Annotated in this window: 22 protein-coding genes and 2 pseudogenes; 7 read left to right on the top strand and 17 right to left on the bottom strand. The window is 59.7% G+C overall.

Going from position 1 to position 25,849, the window contains the following annotated elements; translation table 11 throughout:
- Window positions 1-33 precede the first annotated feature (33 nt).
- From ACZZ0D_RS27325 to coq7, 4 genes and pseudogenes are all read left to right on the top strand, one after another.
- Complete coding sequence (locus ACZZ0D_RS27325) at window positions 34-984, top strand: DUF805 domain-containing protein (protein WP_463554722.1); 951 nt, start codon at window positions 34-36, stop codon at window positions 982-984.
- 61 nt (window positions 985-1,045) lie between these two features.
- Window positions 1,046-1,834, top strand: a pseudogene (locus tag ACZZ0D_RS27320) (SDR family NAD(P)-dependent oxidoreductase).
- 57 nt (window positions 1,835-1,891) lie between these two features.
- Entirely contained in the window at window positions 1,892-2,230 is a 339-nt protein-coding gene (locus ACZZ0D_RS27315) for a histidine triad nucleotide-binding protein (protein ID WP_053124353.1), read from the top strand.
- A 235-nt stretch (window positions 2,231-2,465) separates the two neighbouring features.
- Window positions 2,466-3,113 carry a 2-polyprenyl-3-methyl-6-methoxy-1,4-benzoquinone monooxygenase gene (coq7, locus tag ACZZ0D_RS27310; RefSeq protein WP_053124355.1) on the top strand — a complete coding sequence of 216 codons (648 nt, stop codon included), beginning with the start codon at window positions 2,466-2,468 and terminating at the stop codon, window positions 3,111-3,113.
- A gap of 118 nt (window positions 3,114-3,231) precedes the next feature.
- Here the strand turns inward: coq7 and speD are convergent, their stop codons facing one another.
- A complete protein-coding gene (gene speD / locus ACZZ0D_RS27305; protein ID WP_053124357.1) occupies window positions 3,232-4,026 on the bottom strand; it encodes an adenosylmethionine decarboxylase in 795 nt (264 codons plus the stop codon).
- Window positions 4,027-4,263: 237 nt separating this feature from the next.
- Window positions 4,264-4,687: pseudogene (locus ACZZ0D_RS27300) on the bottom strand (OsmC family protein).
- Between the two features lie 236 nt (window positions 4,688-4,923).
- Here ACZZ0D_RS27300 and crp point away from each other — a divergent pair.
- On the top strand, window positions 4,924-5,568 hold the full coding sequence (crp, locus tag ACZZ0D_RS27295; protein WP_008088598.1) for a cAMP-activated global transcriptional regulator CRP: 645 nt from the start codon (window positions 4,924-4,926) through the stop codon (window positions 5,566-5,568).
- Here crp and ACZZ0D_RS27290 read toward each other — a convergent pair.
- The 4 genes from ACZZ0D_RS27290 to ACZZ0D_RS27275 all read right to left on the bottom strand — a co-directional run bounded on the left by ACZZ0D_RS27290 (window position 5,565) and on the right by ACZZ0D_RS27275 (window position 8,886).
- The gene (locus tag ACZZ0D_RS27290; protein WP_463554721.1) at window positions 5,565-6,263 is read right to left on the bottom strand and encodes a lipoate--protein ligase family protein; all 699 of its coding nucleotides are present in this window, start codon (window positions 6,261-6,263) and stop codon (window positions 5,565-5,567) included. The two genes, crp and ACZZ0D_RS27290, sit on opposite strands and share 4 nt — an antisense overlap.
- Window positions 6,264-6,400: 137 nt before the next feature.
- Window positions 6,401-7,237: an indole-3-glycerol phosphate synthase TrpC gene (gene trpC / locus ACZZ0D_RS27285; RefSeq protein WP_053124365.1), complete on the bottom strand. Its 837-nt coding sequence runs from the start codon at window positions 7,235-7,237 to the stop codon at window positions 6,401-6,403.
- Complete coding sequence (gene trpD / locus ACZZ0D_RS27280; protein ID WP_150693827.1) at window positions 7,234-8,283, bottom strand: anthranilate phosphoribosyltransferase; 1,050 nt, start codon at window positions 8,281-8,283, stop codon at window positions 7,234-7,236. The genes trpC and trpD overlap by 4 nt, the downstream gene beginning before the upstream one ends.
- Window positions 8,284-8,292: 9 nt before the next feature.
- Window positions 8,293-8,886 carry an aminodeoxychorismate/anthranilate synthase component II gene (locus ACZZ0D_RS27275; protein ID WP_034155101.1) on the bottom strand — a complete coding sequence of 198 codons (594 nt, stop codon included), beginning with the start codon at window positions 8,884-8,886 and terminating at the stop codon, window positions 8,293-8,295.
- Window positions 8,887-9,294: 408 nt separating this feature from the next.
- Here ACZZ0D_RS27275 and estP point away from each other — a divergent pair, with 408 nt between their 5' ends.
- Complete coding sequence (estP, locus tag ACZZ0D_RS27270; RefSeq protein ID WP_463554720.1) at window positions 9,295-11,202, top strand: esterase EstP; 1,908 nt, start codon at window positions 9,295-9,297, stop codon at window positions 11,200-11,202.
- Window positions 11,203-11,421: 219 nt separating this feature from the next.
- On the opposite strand, the gene trpE is transcribed toward estP, so the two are convergent.
- The 10 genes from trpE to ACZZ0D_RS27220 all read right to left on the bottom strand — a co-directional run bounded on the left by trpE (window position 11,422) and on the right by ACZZ0D_RS27220 (window position 23,894).
- Window positions 11,422-12,903: an anthranilate synthase component I gene (trpE, locus tag ACZZ0D_RS27265; RefSeq protein WP_463554718.1), complete on the bottom strand. Its 1,482-nt coding sequence runs from the start codon at window positions 12,901-12,903 to the stop codon at window positions 11,422-11,424.
- Window positions 12,904-12,973: 70 nt separating this feature from the next.
- A complete protein-coding gene (locus ACZZ0D_RS27260; protein ID WP_053124372.1) occupies window positions 12,974-13,792 on the bottom strand; it encodes a phosphoglycolate phosphatase in 819 nt (272 codons plus the stop codon).
- Window positions 13,789-14,463 carry a ribulose-phosphate 3-epimerase gene (gene rpe / locus ACZZ0D_RS27255; protein WP_007918813.1) on the bottom strand — a complete coding sequence of 225 codons (675 nt, stop codon included), beginning with the start codon at window positions 14,461-14,463 and terminating at the stop codon, window positions 13,789-13,791. The genes ACZZ0D_RS27260 and rpe overlap by 4 nt, the downstream gene beginning before the upstream one ends.
- Window positions 14,464-14,542: 79 nt before the next feature.
- Window positions 14,543-15,691: an iron-containing alcohol dehydrogenase gene (locus tag ACZZ0D_RS27250; protein ID WP_212544982.1), complete on the bottom strand. Its 1,149-nt coding sequence runs from the start codon at window positions 15,689-15,691 to the stop codon at window positions 14,543-14,545.
- Between the two features lie 218 nt (window positions 15,692-15,909).
- Window positions 15,910-16,734 (bottom strand): ABC transporter permease, encoded by an 825-nt coding sequence (locus ACZZ0D_RS27245; RefSeq protein ID WP_008084123.1) that lies wholly within the window; start codon window positions 16,732-16,734, stop codon window positions 15,910-15,912.
- 12 nt (window positions 16,735-16,746) lie between these two features.
- Window positions 16,747-17,994 (bottom strand): ABC transporter permease, encoded by a 1,248-nt coding sequence (locus tag ACZZ0D_RS27240; protein WP_034155096.1) that lies wholly within the window; start codon window positions 17,992-17,994, stop codon window positions 16,747-16,749.
- 180 nt (window positions 17,995-18,174) lie between these two features.
- Window positions 18,175-19,218 (bottom strand): ABC transporter substrate-binding protein, encoded by a 1,044-nt coding sequence (locus ACZZ0D_RS27235; protein ID WP_400650591.1) that lies wholly within the window; start codon window positions 19,216-19,218, stop codon window positions 18,175-18,177.
- Window positions 19,219-19,266: 48 nt separating this feature from the next.
- Window positions 19,267-20,391 (bottom strand): ABC transporter ATP-binding protein, encoded by a 1,125-nt coding sequence (locus ACZZ0D_RS27230; RefSeq protein ID WP_463554717.1) that lies wholly within the window; start codon window positions 20,389-20,391, stop codon window positions 19,267-19,269.
- Window positions 20,392-20,744: 353 nt separating this feature from the next.
- Complete coding sequence (locus ACZZ0D_RS27225; RefSeq protein WP_008085218.1) at window positions 20,745-21,374, bottom strand: response regulator; 630 nt, start codon at window positions 21,372-21,374, stop codon at window positions 20,745-20,747.
- A 123-nt stretch (window positions 21,375-21,497) separates the two neighbouring features.
- Window positions 21,498-23,894 (bottom strand): PAS domain-containing sensor histidine kinase, encoded by a 2,397-nt coding sequence (locus ACZZ0D_RS27220; RefSeq protein WP_463554716.1) that lies wholly within the window; start codon window positions 23,892-23,894, stop codon window positions 21,498-21,500.
- Window positions 23,895-23,968: 74 nt separating this feature from the next.
- Between ACZZ0D_RS27220 and ACZZ0D_RS27215 the strand changes: the two genes are divergently transcribed.
- Entirely contained in the window at window positions 23,969-24,958 is a 990-nt protein-coding gene (locus tag ACZZ0D_RS27215; RefSeq protein WP_463554715.1) for an alpha/beta hydrolase family protein, read from the top strand.
- A gap of 123 nt (window positions 24,959-25,081) precedes the next feature.
- On the opposite strand, the gene ACZZ0D_RS27210 is transcribed toward ACZZ0D_RS27215, so the two are convergent.
- On the bottom strand, window positions 25,082-25,849 hold the full coding sequence (locus ACZZ0D_RS27210; protein ID WP_053124388.1) for a TerB family tellurite resistance protein: 768 nt from the start codon (window positions 25,847-25,849) through the stop codon (window positions 25,082-25,084).

Here is a 25,849-nt window from a genome sequence, read left to right as displayed (position 1 = left end):
CCCTCAATCATTCGCGACAAGGATGCCTCGGCCATGAGCGACCCCCGTTACAAGATCGTTTTCGACGGTGCTCTACAGCCCGGTGTCGATATCACGACCGCCAAACTCAATCTGGCGAATCTATTCAAAAGCGATGTGGCCGCAATTGAGCGTCTCTTCAATGGCAGCGTCGTCGCCCTCAAACGCGATCTTTCCCACGGCGATGCGCAGACATACCTGCAAGCGCTGAACAAAACCGGGATTGATGCGCGCATTGAAAATGAAACAGCCATCGAGCTGAACCTCAATGACGTCCACGAGCATGCCCCCACCGTGGCCGAACCTGACTCTCCTTATGCACCGCCACGTGCCAGCGTCGGCGAAAGCCTGCCGGCCTTCGCAACGCTCAAGCCGTTTGGGGTCGAAGGCCGGATCGGTCGTCTGCGTTTTCTCGCCTGGACAATGGTGCTCGGCCTGGTGACGCTACCGATTGTGGGTGTGTTCGCACTGATCGCCTTGGGGCTGGTCAGCGGCGAATCGACCACTGGCTTGATCATCGGCGGGATTCTCGCCTTCTTTTTGTTCCTCGGCTTTTTCATCGTCAGCATTCTATTCAGCGTTCAGCGCCTGCACGATATCGGCTGGTCGGGCTGGCTCTGGTTGCTCAACCTGGTGCCGGTGGTGGGCAGTTTCTTCCCGCTGGTGATCATGGTCGTGCCAGGCAATACCGGCGCCAATCGCTACGGCCCGCCGCCGCCACCGAACAGCACAGCGGTCAAAGTGCTGTGCTCGTTGTGGATCGTGTTCTTCGCGTTGATCTTTGTCGGTGGGATATTGGGCGGGTTCTCGGCCGTCCAGGACGAATATGAAAGCAATCTGGAAAGCAGCTACCAAAGCGGTTCGGTGACCACCGATGAAATCGACGTCGAGGTCGAACCTGCAGCGAATTCCGCCGACGAGGCAGCCGAACCGGCGCAGGCCCCTGTAGACTCTGCGAAAGAATGAACAGCGCTCCCCGCCGTGACACCCGCGTCGCCGGCGCGGAGCTGTTGCGATGGAGAATTGCATGACCCGTTACGCTCTGATCACCGGCGCCTCCAGCGGCATCGGCCTGGCCATGGCCGAAGCTCTGGCCCGGCGCGGCCGCAGCCTGATTCTGGTGGCTCGACAGCGTGATCAGCTGGAAAGCATTGCGATCGAATTGACCCAGCGCTTCGGCGTCGAAGTGTTGTTCCGCGCCTGTGATCTCGGCGAGCCGTTGCGCTTGTCCGGTTTTTTGCTGGAACTGGAAGAAGGTGACCGGCAGATTGATCTGCTGGTGAACTGTGCGGGTATCGGCACTTGCGGCCCGTTCCTCGCGCAGGACTGGATGACCGAGCAGGATCTGATCGAAGTGAACATCCTCGCCCTCACCCGCCTATGCCATGCGATCGGTAACAGCATGGCGCTGCAAGGTGGCGGGCAGATTCTCAACGTCGCTTCGGTGGCGGCGTTCAATCCCGGCTGATGGATGAGCACTTACTTCGCCAGCAAGGCTTATGTGCTGCACTTTTCCGAAGCGCTGCGGGTCGAGCTGAAGAAGTGCGCGGTCAAAGTCTCGGTACTCTGCCCTGGCCCGACGCGTACTGCCTTCTTCCGTACCGCACAGCTGAACACGGAAAAGCTCAACGCCAGCAACGTGCTGATGAGTCCCGAGGAAGTCGCGCTGTACACCGTGCGCGCCCTCGACAAGAACCGCGCGATCATCATTCCGGGGCGCCGCAACCGCTGGTTCGCGTTCCTGCCGCGACTGGGTTCGCGCTGGCTTAACCGCACGATTGTCGGCATGGTTAACAAAGCTTACTGCCCGCGCTGAAGCAGCATGATTCAACGCGGTACACTCGATTCAGCCCAAACAACGGAGAAAACAGCAGTGGATACTCTGTTCACCAAGATCATCAACCGGGAAATCCCGGCCAAGATCATTTACGAGGACGACCAGGTTCTGGCCTTCCACGACATCGCCCCTCAGGCACCGGTGCATTTTCTGGTGATCCCGAAGAAACCGGTGCGCACCCTCAATGACCTGACCGAAGACGACAAGGCTTTGGCCGGGCACATCCTGTTCACTGCGCAGCGTCTGGCACTGGAACTGGGTTGCGAGGACGGCTTCCGCGTGGTGATGAACTGCAATGAAAAAGGTGGCCAGACGGTTTACCACATCCATATGCATGTACTTGGTCAGCGCCAGATGAACTGGCCTCCGGGCTAAGATTCACCGACCAGGCCTGCGGTTTGTCACCTGTAGGAGCTGCCGAAGGCTGCGATCTTTTGATCTTCGAGGTAGCAAAACAAGATCAAAAGATCGCAGCCTTCGGCAGCTCCTACATAAAGCCCCCCAGTACATCCAGCACATCAAGCGCATCCAGCGTGCCGAATGACCCAGCGCAAACCTTCCCCGGCCGATTCGGTTAAACTGGCCGCCGAGATTCTTCCCGGAGGTCAGCATGACTACCCAACGTCACTACTCGCCGATTGACCGTCTTCTGCTGCAAGCCGATGCCGCGATGCGTACCCTGCTGCCCTCCAGTGGCCAGCCGTACCGTCCGTCGCCAGCGATCTTGCAGCCGGACACGCAGATGAGCGACGAAGACACCCGCCACGTCGCCGGTCTGATGCGCATCAACCACACCGGTGAAGTCTGCGCCCAGGCGTTGTATCAAGGGCAAGCGTTGACCGCCAAGTTGCCGCAAGTGCGCGCAGCCATGGAGCACGCGGCTGAAGAAGAGATTGATCATCTGGTCTGGTGCGAACAGCGCATTCACCAGTTGGGCAGCCATACCAGTGTGCTCAATCCGCTGTTTTACGGGATGTCGTTCGGGATTGGTGCGGTGGCCGGGTTGATCAGCGACAAAGTGAGTCTGGGCTTTGTGGCGGCTACCGAGCACCAGGTGTGTAAACACTTGAATGAACATCTGGAGCAATTGCCGGCGGAGGACGAGAAGTCCCGGGCGATTCTGGAGCAGATGCGTATTGATGAAGAGCATCATGCGGAGAGTGCGCTGGAGGCTGGAGGGTTTCGTTTTCCGGCGCCGGTGAAGTTCGGGATGAGTATTTTGGCTAAGGTGATGACCAAGAGTACTTATCGGATTTGAGAGATGTATTGCTATATAGGGCCTCTTCGCGAGCAGGCTCGCTCCTACAGGGGGCTTTGTTTCAGTAATAAAAAGGCGACTGTCCTGAGACAGTCGCCTTTTTTTGTGTGCGGGAATCTTAGGTCGGCATGTTGCGCGCGTAGAAGATTTCCAGCATTTCGTGTTTCACCCGGTCGGTCACCTGAGCACGTTGCTCGGAGGACAGGCTGCTGGTCGCGTCGCCGAACAGGTAGTTATCCAGTTCGAAGTTCTTCAGCAGCATTTTGGTGTGGAACAGGTTTTCCTGGTACACGTTCACGTCGGTCATCTGGTACGCGTCGCGAGTGTCTTCGGAGAGGTAGTTCTGGATCGAGTTGATCTCGTGGTCGATGAAGTGCTTGTTGCCTTCAACGTCACGGGTGAAGCCGCGCACACGATAATCCACAGTCACGATGTCCGAATCAAACTGGTGAATGAGGAAATTGAGCGCTTTCAGCGGTGAGATGACACCACACGTCGACACGTCGATGTCCACACGGAACGTGGCAATACCGTCGTCCGGATGAATTTCCGGATAGGTGTGCACCGTGATGTGGCTCTTGTCGAGGTGGGCCAGGATAATTTCGGGCAACGGGCCCGGCGATTCTTCGATCTGGCTGTCGGTCGGGGTGACCGGCTCTTCAGAGATCAGAATCGTGACGCTGGCGCCCTGGGGTTCATAGTCCTGACTCGCGATGTTCAGGATGTTGGCACCAATGATATCGACAACTTCCGTGAGGATCTGCGTCAGACGTTTCGCGTTGTACTCTTTATTGATGTACTCGACGTACGCCTGCTGGTCTTGCGGGGTTTCCGCGTAGCAGATGTCATAGATGTTGAAGCTCAAGGTCTTTGTCAGGTTATTGAACCCGTGGAGCTTGAGTTTGCTTTTCACCGTTAAAAACTCTCTATGTATGCGGCGCAGCCGCGTGATCAAGCATGCCCGTCAAGTGCGAACAACGCACCTGCGTAGGACGGTTAACACCTCTTCGCGATGGCGATTTTGGTTATCTGTTCAGGCGGATGACCCGTCGGTTGACCGATCACTGCCCTGAAAAAAGTGGCGCATTATGCAGACGTCAGCGGGGGATCGCCAGAGTCTGCACTGCTTTTATGATAGTTGAATGTCGCTTCAACCGAGTTCGACGATTTCGTAATCGTGGGTGATGGCCACGCCAGCGGCGCCGAGCATGATCGAGGCCGAGCAATATTTCTCGGCGGACAGCTCGATCGCGCGTTTGACCTGGGCTTCTTTCAAGCCACGGCCCTTGACCACGAAATGCATGTGAATCTTGGTGAACACTTTCGGATCTTCGGTCGCGCGTTCGGCTTCAAGAAAGGCTTCGCAGCTTTCCACGGCCTGACGCGACTTCTTCAGAATGCTGACCACGTCGAAATTGCTGCAACCGCCCACACCGAGCAGGAGCATTTCCATCGGGCGAACACCCAGGTTACGACCACCGGCGTCCGGCGGACTCGTCCATCACCACGACATGACCGCTGCCGGATTCGCCGAGGAACATGGCTTCGCCAGCCCATTGGATGCGTGCCTTCATCGCCAAGACTCCACTGTAGAAAAAAGGGTCGCCAGCTTAGCACGGGCATTGTGCCGCCAGCGCGCGTCGTTCCTAGGACGGATGCGTCTACGACGTAGGTAATTTCTCGAATTTGCGACGAAGTGTCTGTTAAGCTGGCGCCAATTCGCTGGCGCCCATGCCAGCTGTGCAGCGACCGCCTTCAGCGCCTCATAAAAAAACCAAACATCACCGTGCAGTCTTTTCGGGATACAACCATGGTTGCTATTACCCCCACACCCAAAATCAAGAACCTCGACAAGCTGCTGATGCATTGTCAGCGCCGTCGTCATGCGGCCAAGAGCAACATCATCTGCGCCGGCGACCGTTCCGATACGTTGTATTTCATCATCAAGGGTTCGGTGACGATCTTGATCGAGGATGACGACGGCCGCGAAATGATCATCGCCTACCTTAATGCCGGGGATTTCTTCGGTGAGTTGGGCCTGTTCGAGCAAGCCGGTCAGGAACAGGAACGCAGTGCCTGGGTGCGGGCCAAGGTCGAATGCGAAACAGCGGAAATCAGCTACGCCAAGTTCCGCGAATTATCGCAGCAGGATCCAGACATTCTTTACGTCCTCAGCGGACAAATCGCACAACGCCTGCGCAACACCACACGCAAGGTCGGCGATCTGGCGTTCTTTGATGTGACCGGTCGCGTAGCGCGTTGCCTGCTGGAGTTGTGCAAACAGCCAGACGCAATGACCCACCCGGACGGCATGCAGATCAAGGTGACGCGTCAGGAAATCGGCCGGATTGTCGGTTGTTCACGGGAGATGGTCGGTCGCGTGCTCAAGGATCTTGAGGAACGCAACCTGGTCGATGTGAAAGGCAAGACCATGGTGGTCTTCGGTACGCGCTAAGCGTACATCTGCGCCAGCATCAGACGAAACAACTCATCAAGACGCGCCAAGGCCTGTGGCGCGTTGAATTTTTCATGCAAAGCGATGTGGCTCTGCGCCCTCACCCGCTGCTCCAGGCCGCACGCTTCATTGAAGCGATTGACCGCTGCAACCATCGATTCGCGCTCGTCATCCATCAGCATCGCCCCGTGCACCAGACCGACCGGGCGCTGTCCGCCCTGACTCTGGCGCCAGCGCTGGGCGGTGCCGACCATTTTGCGACCGTCGAGATTGACGTTGAAGCGGCCGTCGCAGAATGCGCCGTCGATTTCGCCTAACGATGACGTGCCGCCCAACTCATCGAGTAACTGACAGATCGGATCGCAGAGGCGGTGATAACCGGTTTCGATGCGGTTCAGATCGCCTTCGCTGCGCGGTGGTGCGTAAACCAACGCGATGTTGATGGTGGCGGCGGATTGCGGGACGGGTTCGCCGCCGGTTTCACGCAGCAGGACTGGCCAGCCGGCGGCTGCGGAGACTTCGCAGGCATGGTCGAATGCGGGCAGGCGATTGAGGCGGCGTGGCATGACCAACGCGCGATCGCTGGGTTGCCAGAAGAGAAGGCCGAATTCGGAGTCGCCGGCGCAGACCGAGGCCAGCAAGTCTTGTTCGGCCTGGAGGCCGGCTTCGATGGTCAGGGGGGTTGGCAGCGACATAACAGGCTCCGGCAACATAAGAATCTTCAGCGGTTTCGATGGCCCCTTCGCGAGCAGGCTCACTCCTACAAGGGGAACGCATTCCAAGTGTAGGAGTGAGCCTGCTCGCGATGGCTTCGACTCGGTCTGAAAGAATATCAGTCCAGGGTCGAACCACTGATCGAGGTGCCACGCTCCGGGAAGAATAGGCGCTGCAATTCTGTGCCCGGGTTTTCCGCGCGCATGAATGCTTCGCCGACCAGGAACGAATACACGTCGCTGATTTCCATCAGCTCGACATCGGCACGGTTGAGGATTCCGCTCTCGGTGATCACCAACCGGTCGCGCGGAATACGCGGCAACAGGTCGAGCGTCACTTCGAGGCTGACGTCGAAGGTGTGCAGGTTACGGTTGTTGACCCCGACCAACGGCGTGTCGAGGGTTTTCAACGCGCGCTCCAGCTCATCGCCGTCGTGCACTTCAACCAACACATCGAGACCGACGCTTTTGGCGACAGCGGCCAGCTCGGCCATTTTCACGTCATCCAGTGCAGAGACGATCAACAGCACGCAGTCGGCGCCCAGCGCACGGGCCTCAACGATCTGGTAAGGATCGATCATGAAGTCCTTGCGGATCACCGGCAGGCTACACGCGGCGCGGGCCTGTTGCAGATAAGCGTCGGCGCCCTGGAAATAATCGATGTCGGTCAGTACGGAAAGACAGGTCGCCCCGCCCTTCTCGTAGCTTTTGGCGATGTCGGCCGGAACAAAATTCTCGCGGATCACGCCTTTGCTCGGTGAAGCCTTTTTGATTTCGGCAATCACCGCCGGTTGTTTCTTCTTCGCTTGCGCCAGCAGCGCGTTGGCGAAACCGCGGGGTGCATCGGCCGCCTTGGCCAGACTTTCCAGCTCACTCAGGCTGACGCGGGCGCTACGCTCGGCAACTTCCTGAACTTTGCGGGCCAGAATGTTTTCCAGAACCGTCGGTACACTCATCCCTCATTCTCCACTCTGAATACCGCGGTAAAGGCACCCAGCTCCTCGAGTTTTTCCCGAGCGAGGCCGGTGTGCAAGGCGTCGTGAGCAAGCTCTACACCCTGTTTCAAACTGCTCGCCACGTCGGCGGCGTACAGCGCGGCACCGGCGTTGAGCACAATCATTTCGGCGGCTTTCTGGCCGTTCTCGGTTTTGCGCTTGCCGAGGGCATCGCGGATCAGCGCCAGCGACGCTTCCGGGCCGTCGACCGACAGACCGTGCAGGCTCTGGCTCTTCATGCCGAGATCTTCCGGCTCGACCCAATATTCGCTGATTTCGTTATTCTTCAGCTCGGCGACAAAAGTCGGCGCGGCGAGGCTGAACTCGTCCAGACCGTCCTTCGAGTGCACCACCAGCACGTGCTTGCTGCCCAGACGCTGCAACACTTCGGCCAATGGCCGGCACAGTGCCTTGTTGAACACGCCCACTACCTGATGCTTAACACCGGCCGGATTCGTAAGCGGGCCGAGCATGTTGAACAACGTACGCAGGCCGAGATCGCGGCGCGGGCCGGCGGCGTACTTCATGGCTTTGTGGTGAGTCTGAGCGAACATGAAACCGATGCCGACGTTGTCGATGCATCGTGCGACTTGTACCGGAGTCAGGTTCAGATAAATGCCGGCGGCTTCGAGCAAGTCGGCGCTGCCGCTTTTACCCGAGACCGCGCGGTTGCCGTGTTTGGCCACAGTGCAACCGGCTGCCGCGACGACGAACGAAGAAGCCGTCGACACGTTAAAGATGTTCGCACCGTCACCGCCGGTGCCGACCACATCGACCACGCCGTCGAGGGTTTTCAGTTCGACCTGATCGGCCAACTCGCGCATCACCGACACGGCGCCGACGATTTCGTCGATGCTCTCGCTCTTCATGCGCATGGCCATCATGAACGCGCCGATCTGCGCGTCGGTGCATTGGCCGGTCATGATTTCGCGCATCACATCGCGCATTTCATCGGTGCTGAGATCGAGGTGCTCGACGATACGGCTCAGGGCTGTCTTGATATTCATGGGAAGTCCTTAGCGCGTGCCGCCGGTTTGTTTGAGGAAGTTGGCAAACAGTTCATGACCCTGCTCGGTCAGGATCGACTCGGGGTGGAACTGTACGCCCTCAATGTTCAGGGTCTTGTGACGCAGGCCCATGATTTCGTCGACCGAACCGTCGTCGTGTTGCGTCCACGCGGTCAGTTCCAGGCAATCGGGCAAAGTATCGTGCTTGACGATCAGCGAGTGGTAGCGGGTAACCGTCAGCGGATGATTCAGGCCTTGGAAAACGCCCTTGTCCTCGTGGAATACCGGGCTAGTCTTACCGTGCATCACTTGGCGGGCGCGGACTACATCGCCGCCAAACGCCTGGCCGATCGATTGGTGGCCAAGGCAGACACCGAGGATCGGCAGTTTGCCGGCGAAGTGCTTGATGGCTTCGATGGAGATGCCGGCTTCGGTCGGGGTGCAAGGGCCTGGGGAGACGACGATGCGCTCGGGTTTCAGCGCTTCGATTTCGGCGACGGTCAATTCGTCATTGCGCACGACTTTGACCTCGGCACCCAGCTCACCGAGGTACTGCACAACGTTGTAAGTAAAGGAGTCGTAGTTGTCGATCATCAGCAACATGGCGATTCGAACCTCTTGAATTCTGACTTGGAGACAGCCTTCAGATGACTTGCCCGCAGGGCGCTGCACGATGTCGGACGCAGGTGGACGCGTCGGCACAGCGGCATTTCAAACAGGCAAGGAAGGCAAAGCGATACAGATCCGGCGGGGCCGGCAGAAAAGATTCAGGCGCGCCAACGCCAGCGGGCGTGTGCCTTGATGACTTGATCCAGAAGTTTGCTGGTGATCAACACGGGGAAGGTCTCGTTCATACGTTCCGGCACAGTAACTTAGCTGGGCGGAGCGTGCAATATGGCCGGGGCTTTGGGGGTTAAATCTATAAGAGGGTTCGCGACCGATGGCAAAAGGCCGGAAGTTTTTGGTACTGTCGTTTCGTTCACCTACAACAATAAATAAACGGACTTGCTCATGATCAAACAGACGTTGTTTGTACCGCTGGCTGGATGCTTGCTCGCACTGGCCTGCGCCCAGGCGAATGCCGCCCCCAATCCTTACTCGAATTTCGTGGTGTTTGGCGACAGCCTCAACGATGCCGGCACCTTCCGCGACACCGGCGGCCCGGCCGGCGCTACCCAGCGCTACACCAACCGAACCGGGCCAATCTATCTGGATGGCAGCGGCGAATCCCGTGATCTGAACTCCACACAATTGCTCGGTGGCCGACTCGGCTTCACCCCGGATCAGACCGCCTCCTCCAGCTCGCAAGTGCGCGTCGAAAACGGCCAGGTCGATGGCAACAACTGGGCGGTCGGCGGTTATCGCACCGACCAGATTCTCGATTCGATCACCTCGCAATCGGCCACCGGTGAACGCACTCGCACTGGTTATCTGCCCTCGAACGGCTTCCGCGCTGACCCGAATGCGCTGTATTACATTTCCGGCGGCGGTAACGACTTCCTCCAGGGCCGCATCCTCAGCCTGCCGCAAGCCAACGCCGGCGCCGATCGACTGGCTGACAGCGTGCAAGCGTTGCAATCGGCCGGTGCCAAATACGTGATGGTCTGGCTGTTGCCTGACGTCGGTCTGACCCCGGCCATCAACGGCACGCCGCTGCAAGCGTTCAGCAGCCAGCTCGCCGCGCAATTCAACAGCCAGTTGGTCAGTCGTCTGCAAGGCATCAACGCGGAAATCATTCCGCTGAACATTCCTGTATTGCTGTCGGAAGTGTTCGCCGATCCGGGCCGTTTTGGTCTGGCCACTGATCAGAACCTCACAGCGACGTGCTTCAGCGGCAGCGGTTGCCCGGAAAACGCCCGTTACGGCATCAACAGTGCGACGCCGGATCCGACCAAGCTGATTTACAACGACGGCGTGCACCCGACCGAAGCCGGGCAAAAACTGATCTCCGACTACGCCTATTCCCTGCTGGCCGCGCCGTGGGAACTGACACTGCTGCCGGAAATGGCCCACGCCACCGTGCGTGCGCATCAGGATGAACTGCGCAGCCAATGGCAGGCGGATTGGGAAAACTGGCAAGCGGTCGGCCAATGGCGCGCGATCGTTTCCGCCGGTGGCCAGCATCTGGATGTCGACAGCCAAAGCAGCGGCGCCAGTGCCGACGGCAGCGGTTACAACCTCAATGTCGGGGGCAGCTATCGTCTGAATGACGCGTGGCGTGTCGGTGTGGCGGGTGGTTTCTACCGGCAGAACCTTGAGGCCGGGCATAACGATTCGGACTACAAACTCAACAGCTACATGGCCACCGCATTTGCCCAGTTCCAGCAGAATCGCTGGTGGGCTGACGCGGCGTTGACCGGCGGCAAACTCGACTACGACAACCTCAAGCGCAAGTTTGATCTGGGCGCCAGCGAAGGTGCGGAGAAAGGTGATACCGACGGCAGCCTCTGGGCGTTCAGTACGCGCATCGGTTATGACATTGCCCAGCCGGGCAGCGAATGGCATCTGTCGCCGTTCGTCAGCGCTGATTACGCCAGTGTTGATGTCGATGGTTATTCAGAGAAGAGCAACCGCGCCACCGCGCTGACTTTCGATGATCAGAGTCGCGATTCGAAACGTCTGGGTGTCGGTATTCAGGGCAAGTACAACTTCACGCCGCAAACGCAGGTGTTTGGTGAGTATGCGCATGAACGCGAGTACGAGGATGACGTGCAGAAGGTCAATATCGCGCTGAATACCTTGCCGGCGAATGACTTCAAACTTGAGGGCTATACGCCGCAGAGTCATTTGAACCGCTTGAGTTTGGGTGTTAGCCATAAGCTGACGGCGGATCTGGCGTTGCGTGGCGGGTATTCGTTCCGCAAGGATGATGACTTTACCCAGCAGGGTGTGAATGTTGGGGTGGTGTTGGATTTTTAAGCGGTAGATCGAAAGATCGCAGCCTGCGGCAGCTCCTACAGGGGGTTGTTGCAGGGCATGAAAAAAGCGGCGCCCTCACAGGCGCCGCTTTTTTTATGACTGAACACAATCACCTGTAGGAGTGAGCCTGCTCACGATTGCGGTGGTTCAGTCAACAAATCTGTTGAATGTTAATCCGCTATCGCGAGCAGGCTCACTCCTACAAGGGTTTTGCGTGGGTCAGCTTTGCGGGGTTTGTTCGGCCAGGGCCACGGCGCGGAACATGGCGCGGCGTTTGTTCAGGGTTTCTTCCCATTCCAGTGCCGGCACCGAGTCGGCGACGATGCCGCCACCGGCCTGCACGTGCAGTTCGCCGTTTTTGATCACTGCGGTGCGGATGGCAATCGCGGTGTCCATGTTGCCGTTCCAGGCGAAGTAACCGACCGCACCGCCATACACACCACGCTTGACCGGCTCCAGTTCGTCGATGATTTCCATCGCACGAATCTTCGGTGCGCCAGACAACGTGCCCGCCGGCAGGATCGCCCGCAGTGCGTCCATCGCCGTCAGGCCTTCTTTCAACTGGCCGGTGACGTTGGACACAATGTGCATCACGTTGGAATAACGCTCGATAACCATCTTCTCGGTGAGTTTCACCGAACCAATCTCGGAAACGCGCCCCGTATCGTTACGACCCAAATCGATGAGCATCAAGTGCTCGGCAATCTCTTTATCGTCCGACAGCAGGTCTTCTTCCAGCGCCAGATCGGCTTCTTCGGTCGCGCCACGTGGGCGGGTGCCGGCAATCGGGCGCACGGTGATCAGGTTGTCTTCAACGCGCACCAGCACTTCCGGCGAACTGCCGACGACGTGGAAGTCGCCAAAGTTGAAGAAGTACATGTACGGCGTCGGGTTGAAGCAACGCAGCGCGCGGTACAAATCAATCGGCGCAGCCTTGAAGTCGATCGACATACGCTGCGACGGCACGACCTGCATGCAGTCACCGGCGAGGATGTATTCCTTGATGGTGTCGACGGCTTTTTCGTAATCGTCCTGAGTGAAACTCGAACGGAACACCGGATCAGCCGATTGCTGCTTGCTGAAATCCAGGCCACGGCGCGGGGTGATTGGCTGACGCAGTTGCTCGAGCAATTCCTGCAAACGTGCCTGACCTTGTTCGAAGGCATCGGCCTGCGCAGGGTCGGCAAGGACGATCGCGTGCATCTTGCCGGCAAGGTTGTCGAACACCACGACGGCGTCGGACACCATCAGCAGAATGTCCGGCACGCCCAGTGGATCCGGGTTCGGGCACTTGCCCAAGCGCTTCTCGACATAACGCACGCAGTCGTAACCGAAGTAACCGACCAGACCACCGTTGAAACGCGGCAGACCGGCAATGGTCGGCACGTTGTAGCGCGCCTTGAAGGTTTCGACGAAGGCCAGCGGGTCTTCAACGTCGTGGCTTTCGGTCTCGACGCCATCAACAGTGATGCTGACGTGATGGTCGTGAACGCGCATGACCGTGCGGCACGGCAGGCCGATGATCGAGTAACGGCCCCACTTCTCACCGCCCTGCACCGACTCGAGCAGGTAGGAGTTGGGCTGGTCGGCCAGTTTCAGGTAGATCGACAGCGGCGTGTCGAAGTCGGCCAAGGTTTCGCAGGCCAACGGAATGCGGTTGTAGCCGTCAGCGGCCAAGCGCAGGAATTCTTCGCGGATCATAAGGTGCCTCGTGGTGTGAGGTGCTATCAGTCAGGTATGCAAACACGCCGGCAGGCCGGCCAGAAAAAAGTCAGGCGCGCCAACGCCAGCGGGCCAGGGCCTTGATGACTTTCATCCAGAGTTTGCGAGTGACCACCACGATGGCGTTTCCAGAATGGGATTGAGAAGCGTCGGGCAACGTTATCTCAGCGGCCGAACCGAGGCAACCGGGAATTAGCTTGCGCAGATCGTCGATCACCAGCGCCGGCGATTCTTCGGCAATCGGTCGGCCATGGTTGTAGCCATAACTCAGCGCCACGCACTTGACCCCCGCCGCTTTCGCCGCCAGCACATCGCTGCGCGAATCGCCGACGAACAACGATTGCGAGGCCGGGATGTTGGCCATTTTCATCACGAAAAACAGCGCTGCTGGGTCAGGCTTCTTCTGCGGCAAGGTATCGCCGCCGATGATCCACTTGAAGTAGCGGCCGATCTTCATCTGATCCAGCAACGGCGCGACAAAGCGCTCGGGCTTGTTGGTGATCAGCGCCATGGCCACGCCTTGCTTGTGCAGCCACTTGAGGGTGTCGCGCACGCCGGGATAGACCACGGTCAGCTCATGGCTGGCGCCGTAAGCCTCCATGAACACTTCCAGCGCATGCTCGGCCTCGACGTCATCCACCGCCGAATGATCGATGCCACCGGCCAAAGCACGGCGCACCAGAACCGGCGCGCCGTTGCCAACCCACTCGCGCACCGCTTCGATGCCGGCAGGCTGGCGGCCGAGGGAGAGCAGCATGGTGTCCACCGCCGCTGCCAGGTCTGGAACCGAGTCGATCAGCGTGCCATCCAGATCGAACATCACCAGCCGTGGCAGTTTCCCCGGGAACAGCTGCTCAAATCCGCTCATGGGCGCGCCAGCGCCAGTTCGGAACGCATCTTGTCGATGACTTCCTGATAGTTCGGCGCGTTGAAGATTGCCGAGCCGGCAACAAAGGTGTCAGCGCCAGCCGCGGCGATTTCGCGGATGTTGTTGACGTTGACGCCGCCGTCGATTTCCAGACGGATGTCACGGCCCGAGGCATCGATGATCGCTCGCGCTTCGCGCAGTTTGTCGAGGGTGCCGGGAATGAATTTCTGCCCGCCGAAGCCGGGGTTGACGCTCATCAGCAAGACCATGTCGACCTTGTCGATCACGTACTTGAGCACGTCCAGCGGGGTTGCCGGATTGAACACCAGACCGGATTTGCAGCCGCCTTCACGGATCAGCTGCAGCGAGCGATCAACGTGCAGCGTGGCTTCCGGGTGGAAGGTGATGTAGGTCGCGCCGGCTTCGATGAAATCGCCAACGATGCGATCCACCGGGCTGACCATCAAGTGCGCGTCGATCGGCGCGGTAACGCCGTACTTGCGCAACGCCGCGCAGACCATCGGGCCGATGGTCAGGTTGGGTACGTAGTGGTTGTCCATGACGTCGAAGTGAACGAAGTCGGCGCCAGCGGCGAGAACATTGTCTACTTCCTCGCCGAGGCGGGCGAAGTCGGCGGAGAGAATCGACGGAGCAATTACGAAGGGCTGCATGACGCACCTTTTCTGAGCTAAATCACGATGGCGCGCATTGTAGCCTCATGCATTGCTGCGCGCACCGTGACCGCGATGATCAGTACGCCGCTCGGTAAATCTTCTCGATATCGACGGCGCTGAGTTTGCGCGGGTTGTTGCGCATCAAGCGCTCGATGCCCGCGGCTTCTGCGGCCATGGCCGGGATCGCGTCTTCCGGGACGCCGAAACTGCGCAGGCCGGCGGGAATTTCCACCGCCGCGCACAAATCGGTCATCGCCTGCACGGCTTTGTCCGCCGCCTCGGCTGCACTCAGATGAGCAGTCTTCACGCCCATGGCTTCGGCAATATCCTGCATGCGTTCGACGCAGGCCATCTTGTTCCAGGTCATGACATACGGCAGCAGCAAGGCATTACTCACGCCGTGGGCGATGTTGAAACGCCCGCCCAGCGGATACGCCAGCGCATGCACCGCGCCGACCCCGGCATTGCCAAACGCCATGCCGGCCATCAGGCTGGCGGTGGCCATGTCTTCGCGGGCTTGCAGATTGGCGCCGTTGGCGTAGGCCTTGGGCAGGGCTTTGGCGATCAGCTTGATCGCGCCGATCGCCAGTGAGTCGGTGATCGGCGAGGCGTTGACCGACAGATAGGATTCGATGGCGTGCACCAATGCGTCGACGCCACTGGCGGCGGTGACGCTACGTGGGCAGGTCAGGGTCATTTGCGGGCTGACCAGCGCGACGTCGGGTAACAGATAGTCGCTGACGATGCCTTTCTTCAGTTGCGCGACTTTGTCCGAAAGGATGGCGACGTTGGTCACTTCGGAACCGGTGCCGGCGGTGGTCGGGATGGCGATCAGCGGCGGGCCTTTGCGCGGCACCTGATCGACGCCGAACAGATCTTCCAGCGCGCCGTGGTAACCGGCGTACGCGGCGACGCTTTTGGCGATGTCGATGGCACTGCCGCCACCGAGGCCGATCAAGCCGTCATGCCCGCCCTCGCGGTACACGCGCATGCAGTCTTCGACGATGGCGATTTCCGGGTCTGGCAGCACGCGGTCGAAAATCTCGTACTCGCGCCCGCCCAATTGGCATAGCGCCAACTCGACGGTGCCGGATTTGACCAGCGCGGCGTCGGTGACGATCAGCGGGTTGTCGATGTCGAGGCGCGTGAGTTCGGCGGCCAGTTGCTCGATGGCGGCGGCGCCGGTGATCAGTTTGTGAGCGATTTTGAACTGGGACAGACTCATCGTGCGCAGCCTCTTATAGATGTGGGAGCTGGGCACAAGATTAGCTGGGGATTTGGGGTTGTCTGCTATTCAGGTGGTGAATGACCAACCCGAGAGCAACACCATCCATTGTGGGAGCGGGCTTGCTCGCGAATGCGGTGTGCCAGTCGGTGAAAATGTTGACTGACACTCCGTATTCGCGAGCAAGCCCGCTCCCACATTTTTGACCGCGTGCGGATTTAGACCTGAGCAGTACGCAGTTTTTCGCTGCGGCCACGTAGCCATTCCAGCGTCAGCAACAGGATGACGGAGAACGCAATCAGCAACGTCGCAGCAGCGGCAATCGTCGGACTGAGGTTTTCGCGAATCCCGCTGAACATCTGCCGAGGCAACGTCGCCTGCTCAGGCCCGGCAAGAAACAACGTCACCACCACCTCATCAAACGAAGTCGCAAAGGCAAACAACGCCCCGGAAATTACCCCCGGCGCAATCAGCGGCAACGTCACCCGACGAAACGCGGTCAGCGGTGATGCACCGAGACTCGCCGCCGCCCGCACCAGATTATGGTTAAAGCCCTGCAACGTCGCCGACACCGTGATGATCACAAACGGCACGCCCAGCACCGCATGCACGACGATCAATGAGAAAAAGCTGTTACCCAACCCCAACGGCGCAAAAAACAGATAACTCGCCACACCAATAATCACCACCGGCACCACCATCGGCGAAATCACCAGCGCCATCACCAGCGCTTTACCGGGGAAGTCACCGCGAGTCAGGCCAATCGCAGCCAGCGTACCGAAGATCATCGCCAGCACCGTCGCCGCCGGAGCAACGATGATGCTGTTCTTCAGCGCGCGCATCCATTCCGCCGAGGCGAAGAAGTCGTGATACCACTGCAGCGAGAACCCCTGCAGCGGATAGACCAGAAAACTGCCCGAGTTGAACGACAGCGGAATGATCACCAGCACCGGCAGAATCAGGAACAACAGAATCAGGCCGCAGAGGATCCGCAGGCTGTAGAACCACACCCGTTCAATGGGCGACATGTAAGGACTCAGCATCTCGAATTCCCCTTAGCTCAGGCGCAGGCGACTGGCGCCGACCAGCCAGCTGTAAATCAGATAAAGCACCACGGTCGCCAGCAGCAACAACCCGCCGAGGGCGGTGGCCATGCCCCAGTTGATGCTGGTGTTGGTGTAGAAGGCGACGAAGTAGCTGACCATTTGATCGTTCGGGCTGCCGAGTAGCGCCGGGGTGATGTAGTAGCCGATGGCGAGGATGAACACCAACAGACAGCCAGCGCCGACACCGGCGTAGGTCTGCGGGAAATACACGCGCCAGAAACTGGCGAACGGGTGGCAGCCGAGGGAAATTGCTGCGCGCATGTAGGTCGGCGAGATGCCTTTCATCACGCTGTAGATCGGCAGGATCATGAACGGCAGCAGGATGTGCACCATCGAGATGTACACACCAGTGCGGTTGAACACCAATTCCAGCGGTTTATCGATGATGCCCATGGCCATCAGGCCGCTGTTGATCAGCCCGCCCGATTGCAGCAGTACGATCCATGCGGCGACGCGCACCAGAATCGACGTCCAGAACGGCAGCAGCACCAGAATCATCAGCAGGTTGCTTTGCCGCGATGGCAGGTTCGCCAGCAGGTAGGCCAGTGGATAGGCGAGCAGCAGGCAGATCACGGTGATCACCAGGCCCATCCAGAACGTGCGGGCGAAGATGTCGAGGTAGATCGCCTGATCCGGGGTGGCCGGGGCGATTTCGCCGAGGTCGTCGATGCGGTGGTCGACGGACGCCAGCAAGTAATACGGAGTGATGCTGCTGGTGTTGCGTTTGACCGCTTGCCAGTAGGCCGGGTCGCCCCAACGTTCGTCGAGACCTTCCAGCGCTTCTTTATAAGAGGCCGGTTCGCTGGCGAACGGCAGCGCCCGAGCGGTTTTGGTCAGCAGGCTGCGATAGCCGGCCAACTCCATGTTCAAGCGCTTGGACAGATCGCCCAGCGTCTGGTTTTTACGTGCTTCGGCGAGGTCTTCGCCGGCGGCTTTGTAGACCGGTTCAGCGGGCAGGCCGCGGCCGTCCCAACTGGCGATGGCCGCCACGGTGCGCGGCATGCCGCCGACCACTTCGGGGTTGCCGACGCTTTTGTAGAGCAGCGCCACGATCGGCACCAGAAACACCAGCAACAGAAACAGCACCAGCGGCGCAATCAGCGCTTGAGCCTTCCAGCGGTTGACCCGCTCGGCGCGCTTGAGCTTCTGCTTCAAGGTGGGGCTGTTGCCCTCGTTCAGGGGAACGGCGATGGCCATGACGTACTCCGCAAATCTTTGGATGGGCGGCATCACACATAGCGATACCGCATTACATCAACACACAAGAAACACATCGCACCTGTAGGAGCTGTCGAGTGCAACGAGGCTGCGATCTCTTGATCTTGAAAGGCAAAGTCAAAAGATCGCAGCCTGCGGCAGCTCCTACCGGGCGAAGGATTACTTCGCAGCCCAGGAGTTGAAGCGCTGCTCCAGTTGCTCGCCGTTGTCAGCCCAGAAGCTGACGTCGATCTGCACCTGGTTGGCGATGTTTTCCGGGGTGGTCGGCATGTCTTTCAGGACGTCCTTGGCCAGCAGCGGCACGGCTTGGGTGTTGGCCGGGCCGTAGGCGATGTTTTCCGAGTAGGTCTTCTGCTGCTGCGGCTGTACGGAGTAGGCAATGAATTTCTTCGCCGCTTCGGCACGCTTGGCGTCCAGACCTTTCGGGATCGCCCAGGCGTCGAAGTCGTAGATACCGCCGTTCCACACCACTTTCAGGTTGGATTCTTTTTGCACGGCAGCGATGCGCCCGTTGTAAGCCGAGCTCATCACCACGTCACCGGAAGCGAGGTATTGCGGCGGTTGCGCGCCGGCTTCCCACCACTGGATGCTCGGTTTCAGCTCATCGAGTTTCTTGAACGCACGATCCTGACCGTCCTTGCTCGCCAGCACTTTGTAGACGTCTTTCGGCGCCACGCCATCGGCCATCAAGGCGAATTCGAGGGTGTACTTGGCACCTTTACGCAGGCCACGTTTGCCCGGGAACTGCTTGGTGTCCCAGAAATCCGCCCAGCTGGTCGGCGCGGTTTTCAGCTTGTCGGCGTTGTAAGCCAGTACTGTCGACCACACAAAGAAACCTACGCCGCACGGCTGAATCGCGCCTTTGACGTAGTCTTCGGATTTGCCGAACAGCGCCGGATCGAGTTGTTCGAACATGTCTTCGTCACAACCACGGGACAGTTCTGGCGATTCAACTTCGACCAGGTCCCACGACACGCTCTTGGTGTCGACCATGGCTTTGACCTTGGCCATTTCGCCGTTGTATTCGCCAGCGACGATCTTGCCGTTGCCCGCCGCTTCCCACGGTGCATAGAAGGCTTTGACTTGCGCCGCCTTGTTCGCCCCGCCAAACGACACCACGGTCAAATCCGGGCCAGCGGCCATTGCGCTGGTCGCACCCATCAGGCCCAGGGTCAGGGCGGTGAACTTCAGGGATCTCAACATTTATTGTTCTCTCCACGTGCAGGGTTGGTGTTGGTATTGCCGGGGCGATCAGTTCGCCTCTAAAAGCGGATCAAGCGCGCGAACGTGCTCGACCTGCCAGCCAAGCGGTACCACGTCACCGACGGCGAGCGCGGGATCGAGCTCGGCAATCGGTTGTTTCACGAAGAAGTCGGTCTTGCCGCAGACTTCCAGGCGCACCCGGACGTGGTCGCCCAGATAGATGAATTCCGCCACCCTCCCTGAGAAGCGGTTAACGCATTGATCGCTCGAACCGTTGAGGCTGACGCGCTCCGGACGGATCGACAGGGTCACCGGTTCGCCGGTCTTGCCGACATTGACCGCCAGTGCCTCGACCTTTTCGCCACGGCCCAACTCGACCACGCAACGTTCGCCGGTCTGGCTAAGCAGACGGCCGTTGAGGCGGTTGTTCTCGCCAATGAAGTTGGCGACGAAGGTGTTTTTCGGTTCTTCGTAGAGGCTGCGCGGCGGAGCAATCTGCTGGATTTCGCCCTGATGAAATACCGCGACGCGGTCAGACATGGTCAGCGCTTCACCCTGATCATGGGTCACGTAGACCACGGTCACGCCGAGGCGCTGGTGCAGGTGTTTGATTTCCATCTGCATGTGTTCGCGCAATTGTTTGTCGAGGGCGCCGAGGGGTTCGTCCATCAACACCAGTTGCGGTTCGAACACCAGCGCGCGGGCCAGCGCCACACGTTGCTGCTGACCACCGGACAATTGCGCCGGGTAGCGTGAGGCGAAAGCATCGAGCTGCACCATGCTCAGGACTTTCTTCACGCGGTCACTGACGTCGCTTTTGTTCAAACCACGCACGGTCAGCGGGAACGCGAGGTTTTCCGCCACGGTCATGTGCGGGAACAGCGCGTAGTTCTGAAACACCATGCCGATGTCGCGCTTGTGCGGCGGCACGTTATTGATCGAGCGTCCGGCCAGCAGAATTTCGCCGGCGGTCGGCGTTTCGAAACCGGCGAGCATCATCAGGCTGGTGGTTTTCCCGGAACCGGACGGCCCGAGCAGGGTAAGAAATTCGCCTTTGCGAATGTCCAGGTTGAGGTCTTTGACGATCAGGTTCTCGCCGTCGTAGCTCTTCTGCACTCCACGAAAGCTGACCAGCACATCACTGGCCCCTGCGTTTGTATCGACCTGGCTCATACCCACACCTTTGTTGTTGATGACTGCTTGTGGATTAAGCCTAGTGGTTGCTGACAGGCACGCAAATCGGGGCGCAGGAGAGAATCGCCTCAGCCGGATGGAAGCTTGGGGGTAGGGATTGCCCTATAAGGATGGCGCTAACGGATACGGCAGTGGCGAGTGACAAGCTGCGAGCCGCAAGCAAGGGCAAAAAGCGTGTGTCGCTAATGGACATGCCCAAGATGCCAGCCTCAAAGCACATCCCTTGTGGGAGCGGGCTTGCTCGCGAATGCGGTGGGTCATTCAACTCATTCGGCGACTGGTACACCGCTTTCGCGAGCAAGCCCGCTCCCACAGTTTTGACCGCGGTGTTTTTAGAGGAGTTTGTGTTCCATCGCGTATTTGACCAGTTCGGCGAGGGAGGTGATGTTGAGCTTCTGCATCAGCCGCGCCTTGTGGGTGCTGATGGTTTTGCTGCTCAGCGCCAGTTGCTGGGCGATGTCGTTGACGTTGGCGCCTTGGGCCAGGCGCTCGAACACTGAAAATTCACGTTCGGACAGCAGCGAATGCAGCGGCCGCGCATCGGTCAGGCCGACTTCAAAAACCATACGATCCGCCAGATCCGGGTCGATATAACGCCCACCCGCCGCGACCTTGCGGATCGCCGTGAGCAACAGCGCCGGGTCGCTGTCCTTGGTCGCATAGCCGGCGGCGCCGACCTTTAGCGCGCGAGCTGCCATTTGCGCTTCGTCATGCATCGACAGCACAAGAATCGCTGGCGGATTGTTCAGTGCACGAATCCGTGGGATCGCCTCCAGGCCATTGACCCCGGGCATGGAGATATCGAGCAGCACCACTTCGCACGGCACATGGCGCAGGGTTTCCAGCAGTTGTTCGCCATTGCTCGCCTCGCCCACCACTTGCAGATCCTTGGCCAGGCCGATCAATTGCTTGATGCCCTCACGGACGATGGTGTGGTCTTCGGCTACCAGTACACGGATCAAATTTTTCTCCTCATTACTTCCGAGCCAAGATCATTCGCGAGCAAGCCCGCTCCCACAGGGGAATGCATTCCAAAGTGGGAGCGGGCTTGCTCGCGAAAGCGTCAGCCCAAACACCACAAATCCTCAGACTTCATTCACCGGCACCCAAACATTCAGGCTAGTACCCTCCCCCGGTTCACTCTCCAGCACCAATCGCCCACCCATGATTAGCACCCGCTCGCGCATGCCGACCAAACCAAACGAAGTCGGCCTACCCGTAGCGGCGACAAATCCTACGCCATCATCGGCAACCGTCAGGCACAACTCATCGCCCTCCAGCGCCAGCGTCAGCTCCACAGTATGCGCCTGAGCATGACGCATCACGTTGGTCAGCGCTTCCTGCAAAATCCGGAACAACCCGATGGCCTTGGCATCACTCAGCGCCGGCAGATTCTCCGGCACCTGCACCAGACAGGGAATCTGCGTCCGCGCTTCAAATCGTCGCGCCTGCCATTCGATCGCCGACGCGATCCCGGCATCCAGAATTGGTGGCCGCAGCGCCGTCGCCACATCGCGCACCAACTGGAATAACTGGGCGATCAGGCGCTTCATGCTGTTGAGCCGTTCGTTCAGGCCCGGGTCGAGTTGCGCGTAGGCCAATTCGCACATCGATGTCTCCAGTTTCAGCACCGTGAGCATCTGCCCCAGCTCATCGTGCACTTCGCGGGCAATGCGCGCCTTCTCTTCTTCGCGCACGCTTTCAAGGTGCGCCGACAGTTCGCGCAGCTGTTCACGAGAATCGGCCAGTTCCAGTTCAATGCGTTTGCTCTCGGTGATGTCCCAGACGATGCCGTCCCAGACGTACGCGCCATCCTCCAGTTGCCGAGTGATCGCCTTGATTTCGGCCCAGCGCTGCTGGCCCTGTCGCGTGACAATTCTGCCCTGCCACGACCAGTCGCTGTCGGTATCCAGCGCTTGATCCTGGGTGCGGTGATAACTGGCCTTGTCGTCCGGGTGCACCAGACTGCGCAGGCCCATGTCGCGATGGGCGATGGCGGCCGGCGCGTAGCCGACCAGACTTTCGCTGCCCTCACTGATGTAGGCAAAGTCGATCTGCCCGGTCACCGGCGCGCGCTCCAGCCGGAATACCAATCCCGGCACGTTGGCGGCGATGCCTTGCAGGCGCGCCTCACTTTCCTGCAACGCGGCCAGTGCGCGACGGCGGTCGGTGACGTCGGTGAGGTAGACCACCAGGTATTCACTGTCGCGAAAACGCAGAAAACTCAGCGACACATCCGCTGGCAAAATACTGCCGTCAGCACGCACGCAACTGGTTTCAAAACTCAACGGCCCTTCCTCGCTGGCCCGCGCACGCTTCCAGAGATTGAGCCAGCGATCCATGTGCAGACCCGGTTCGAAGTCGATCAGCGGCCGCTCGATCAACCCGCCCGAGGGATAACCGAGCATGTTTTCCGCCGCGCGATTGGCGTAGCGCACATGGCTGTCCCAGTTGACCCAGAGGATGCCGACGGTGCTTTGATCGATGGAAAACTGCGTCAGCCGCAGCGCTTCTTCGCTGGCGGCGCGCAAGGCAATGTCTTCCCGGGCGGCGAGCAAACGTTGTTCGAGGCTGTGCTGTTGGCGCCGTTGCCAGAACACAATCGCCACGCAACTGAGCAACATCACTGCGAACAACAGCGCGAGGTTTTGCCAGAAGCCCGGTGATTCCGAGAGTCGCGGGTATTTCGGTTGCAGCCATTGATTGTGCAGACGCTCCAGATCTTTCGCCGGGATCGCGCGCAAGGCGCTTTGGACGATGCTGGCCAGTTCCGGCCAATCCCGTCGCGAAGCAACCCGCAACAATTGCGGTAGACCGATATCGCCAACCACTACCAGTTCGGCAAATTCCGGCTCTACCGACAGTCGCCCCAGTTGCGCTTCATCGACCACCGCGTAGGACGCCTGCTGACTCAACAGCAACTGCAACGCCTGACGCTCGAGCGGCACGCCTTGCAGGTTGAGATGGGGATAGTTGCCGCGCAGATAATCGGCAGTCGCGCTGGGCATGCGCACGGCGACGCGGGTCTGGCTGTCGAGTTTTTCCAGATCGATCGTGGCGCTGGCTTTCTGATCGCTGACCACCAGTTGCGGCACGCGCATGTAGGGGTCGGAAAACTGCCAGAGACGCAGCGCGCTCGGGGTTTGCATCAGGCCGGGGGCGATGTCGATTTCACCTTCGCGCACCGCGGCTTCCAGTTGCGCGAGGTCTTGAAAATTGCGCCAGCTCAGTTCGACACTGAGCACCTTGGCCAACGACTTCATCAACTCGACATTGGCTCCGGACAGCTTCTGCAAACGCCGGTCGTATTGTGCAAACGGCGCCTGCAACACCAGACCGACGCGCAGCTCATGGTGTTGCGCCAGCCATTGCTGCTGGCTCGCCGTCAATTGCGCAGCGTGCGCCGACGGCTCAGGCACCGCCCAGGCAATCAAGGGAAAGCACAACCAGCCGATAAACCAGAGGCAGCAAAATCGCTTCATTGAAGTCTCTTACACTGACAAATTCTGACCAACCCATTAGGCTGCCGGGATACATTTCTGGCCTGGAATAACCGATGCCCTCTGTCTACCGCCTGGCAATGCCAGCATTGTGCCTGTCGCTGATCCTGCCTTGTGCGTTTTCCGTCGAAGCCGCCGATCCGGCGCCTGCCGCCTCGGCGGAAAAACCTGCCGAAGCGAAACCCGTCGAACGCCAGCCACTGCTTGAGCGTAGTCAGGAAGAAGCCGCCGCACTCGGCCGTACGGTTCCGGCGCAAGAGCAGCAACAGTTGCAGGCCGGCAGCGACACCTTCCTCGCCCTGTGGAAAACCGCCAACACCGCCGAACCCAAGGGCGCGGTGATTATCATCCCCGGCGCCGGCGAAACCGCTGACTGGCCGCAAGCAATCGGCCCGTTGCGGCAGAAATTGCCCGACGCCAAGTGGAGCAGCCTGAGTATCACCCTGCCCGATCTGCAAAGCGATGCCATCGCACCGCGCGTCGTCGAGCCCGCCGCCGCGCCGAAAGCGCCGGAAACCGGCAGCAAGGATGCCACCACCGCGCAGCCGATTGAGCAGGCCGCCGGCGGTGAAGCCGAGGTCGCCGATCAAGTTGCGGCCGACACCGTGGAAGAACAGGAAAAGGCTGACGGCGAGCGCATCTTCGCCCGCATCGACGCGGCCATTGCCTACGCCGAACAGCAGAGCGCGCGCAGCATTGTCGTGCTCGGTCATGGCACCGGGGCTTATTGGGCGGCGCGTTATCTCAGCGAGAAGCAGACTGCGCAGGTGGAGAAGTTTGTAATGGTCGATGCGCAGACACCGGCCAAAGCCAAACCGGCATTGGCGGAACTGACACCGACATTGAAATTACCGACCGCAGATATTTTCTACATGGACAAGGCGCTGGATCGCAATGCGGCGCTGGAGCGTATGCAGGCGAGCAAGCGGTTGAAGACTTCGGCGTTTAGCCAGGTGGCTTTGCAGGCGTTGCCGGACAAGAAGGCCGAGCAGGAACAGTTGGTTCGTCGAGTGCGCGGCTGGTTGAATCCGCAGAACACCGACTGATCGATAGACCGAGTTGTCTCATTCGCGAGCAGGCTCGCTCCCACAATGGATTGGGTACCCTGATCCAATGTGGGAGCGAGCCTGCTCGCGAAGGGGCCATCACTGGCCATACACCTCTAACGGCTAACGAAAATCCCGCCGCTCACGAATCAATGTGTAGGCATTGTGCAACTCACGCGTACGCTCGGTTGCCTCACGCACCTGCGCCGTCGTCGCGCCCGTGCCGGCAATCTTGTCCGGGTGATGCCGACTCAACAGCCGTCGGTACGCCCGTTTGATCTGCGCCGGTTCGCTATTGGCCGACACCCCGAGCAAACGCATCGCCTCCTGATAACTCACCGCCGCACTGACGATTGGCCGTTTGCCGGGCTCGTAATCACTGGCCAGTGCCTGCACCTGCTGCACTGTCCAGCCCAGCCACTTGCCCCACTGCGCCAACAATTCACGCTCGCTGACACCGGCGCGACCATCGGCCCAGACCATCCGCCAACAGGCGCGCAAGACACCTTCGGCAGCATGGGGCTGGCCGCTGAGCCGACGCAGATACCCGCGCAGACTGTCGTTACCCGACTTGCCGCGATTGAACGCGGCAATCGCCCGACGCATTGCCGGATCACTCATTTCCAGCGCACGCATTTCATTGCGCGCCTGCTGGATATGCCCGTCAGTGACGCGCCCGTCACTTTTGGCCAGACGCCCGAGCAGCACAAACAACAATTCGTCGTTGCGCAACATCGGTCGACCGCCGAGCTTTTCACGCAAATGCCCCCAGCTCTGCAAGTGCAGACGCCGATCCAGCGCCTGCCCCAACAAAGCACCAAGCATGGCCCCCGGAATGCTGGCAATCGCAAATCCCGCTCCGGCTCCAATCAGAGTCCCTGGCCACAACAT

This window comes from Pseudomonas sp. AC193 (genome assembly GCF_979258075.1).
The sequence above is the reverse complement of the archived record's forward strand: the minus strand, read 5'-3'. Positions and strand labels throughout refer to the sequence as shown.

Bases quoted from the DNA above. Each gene is read 5' to 3' on its own strand.
- ACZZ0D_RS27230 (WP_463554717.1), bottom strand. From the start codon at position 20,391: ATGAGCCAGGTCGATACAAACGCAGGGGCCAGTGATGTGCTGGTCAGC.
- ACZZ0D_RS27290 (WP_463554721.1), bottom strand. From the start codon at position 6,263: ATGTCGCTGCCAACCCCCCTGACCATCGAAGCCGGCCTCCAGGCCGAA.
- ACZZ0D_RS27275 (WP_034155101.1), bottom strand. From the start codon at position 8,886: ATGTTGCTGATGATCGACAACTACGACTCCTTTACTTACAACGTTGTG.
- crp (WP_008088598.1), top strand. From the start codon at position 4,924: ATGGTTGCTATTACCCCCACACCCAAAATCAAGAACCTCGACAAGCTG.
- estP (WP_463554720.1), top strand. From the start codon at position 9,295: ATGATCAAACAGACGTTGTTTGTACCGCTGGCTGGATGCTTGCTCGCA.
- ACZZ0D_RS27250 (WP_212544982.1), bottom strand. From the start codon at position 15,691: ATGAGTCTGTCCCAGTTCAAAATCGCTCACAAACTGATCACCGGCGCC.
- rpe (WP_007918813.1), bottom strand. From the start codon at position 14,463: ATGCAGCCCTTCGTAATTGCTCCGTCGATTCTCTCCGCCGACTTCGCC.
- ACZZ0D_RS27235 (WP_400650591.1), bottom strand. From the start codon at position 19,218: ATGTTGAGATCCCTGAAGTTCACCGCCCTGACCCTGGGCCTGATGGGT.
- ACZZ0D_RS27325 (WP_463554722.1), top strand. From the start codon at position 34: ATGAGCGACCCCCGTTACAAGATCGTTTTCGACGGTGCTCTACAGCCC.
- ACZZ0D_RS27240 (WP_034155096.1), bottom strand. From the start codon at position 17,994: ATGGCCATCGCCGTTCCCCTGAACGAGGGCAACAGCCCCACCTTGAAG.
- ACZZ0D_RS27220 (WP_463554716.1), bottom strand. From the start codon at position 23,894: ATGAAGCGATTTTGCTGCCTCTGGTTTATCGGCTGGTTGTGCTTTCCC.
- ACZZ0D_RS27215 (WP_463554715.1), top strand. From the start codon at position 23,969: ATGCCCTCTGTCTACCGCCTGGCAATGCCAGCATTGTGCCTGTCGCTG.
- trpD (WP_150693827.1), bottom strand. From the start codon at position 8,283: ATGAATATCAAGACAGCCCTGAGCCGTATCGTCGAGCACCTCGATCTC.
- coq7 (WP_053124355.1), top strand. From the start codon at position 2,466: ATGACTACCCAACGTCACTACTCGCCGATTGACCGTCTTCTGCTGCAA.
- trpE (WP_463554718.1), bottom strand. From the start codon at position 12,903: ATGATCCGCGAAGAATTCCTGCGCTTGGCCGCTGACGGCTACAACCGC.
- trpC (WP_053124365.1), bottom strand. From the start codon at position 7,237: ATGAGTGTACCGACGGTTCTGGAAAACATTCTGGCCCGCAAAGTTCAG.
- ACZZ0D_RS27245 (WP_008084123.1), bottom strand. From the start codon at position 16,734: ATGCTGAGTCCTTACATGTCGCCCATTGAACGGGTGTGGTTCTACAGC.
- ACZZ0D_RS27260 (WP_053124372.1), bottom strand. From the start codon at position 13,792: ATGAGCGGATTTGAGCAGCTGTTCCCGGGGAAACTGCCACGGCTGGTG.
- ACZZ0D_RS27210 (WP_053124388.1), bottom strand. From the start codon at position 25,849: ATGTTGTGGCCAGGGACTCTGATTGGAGCCGGAGCGGGATTTGCGATT.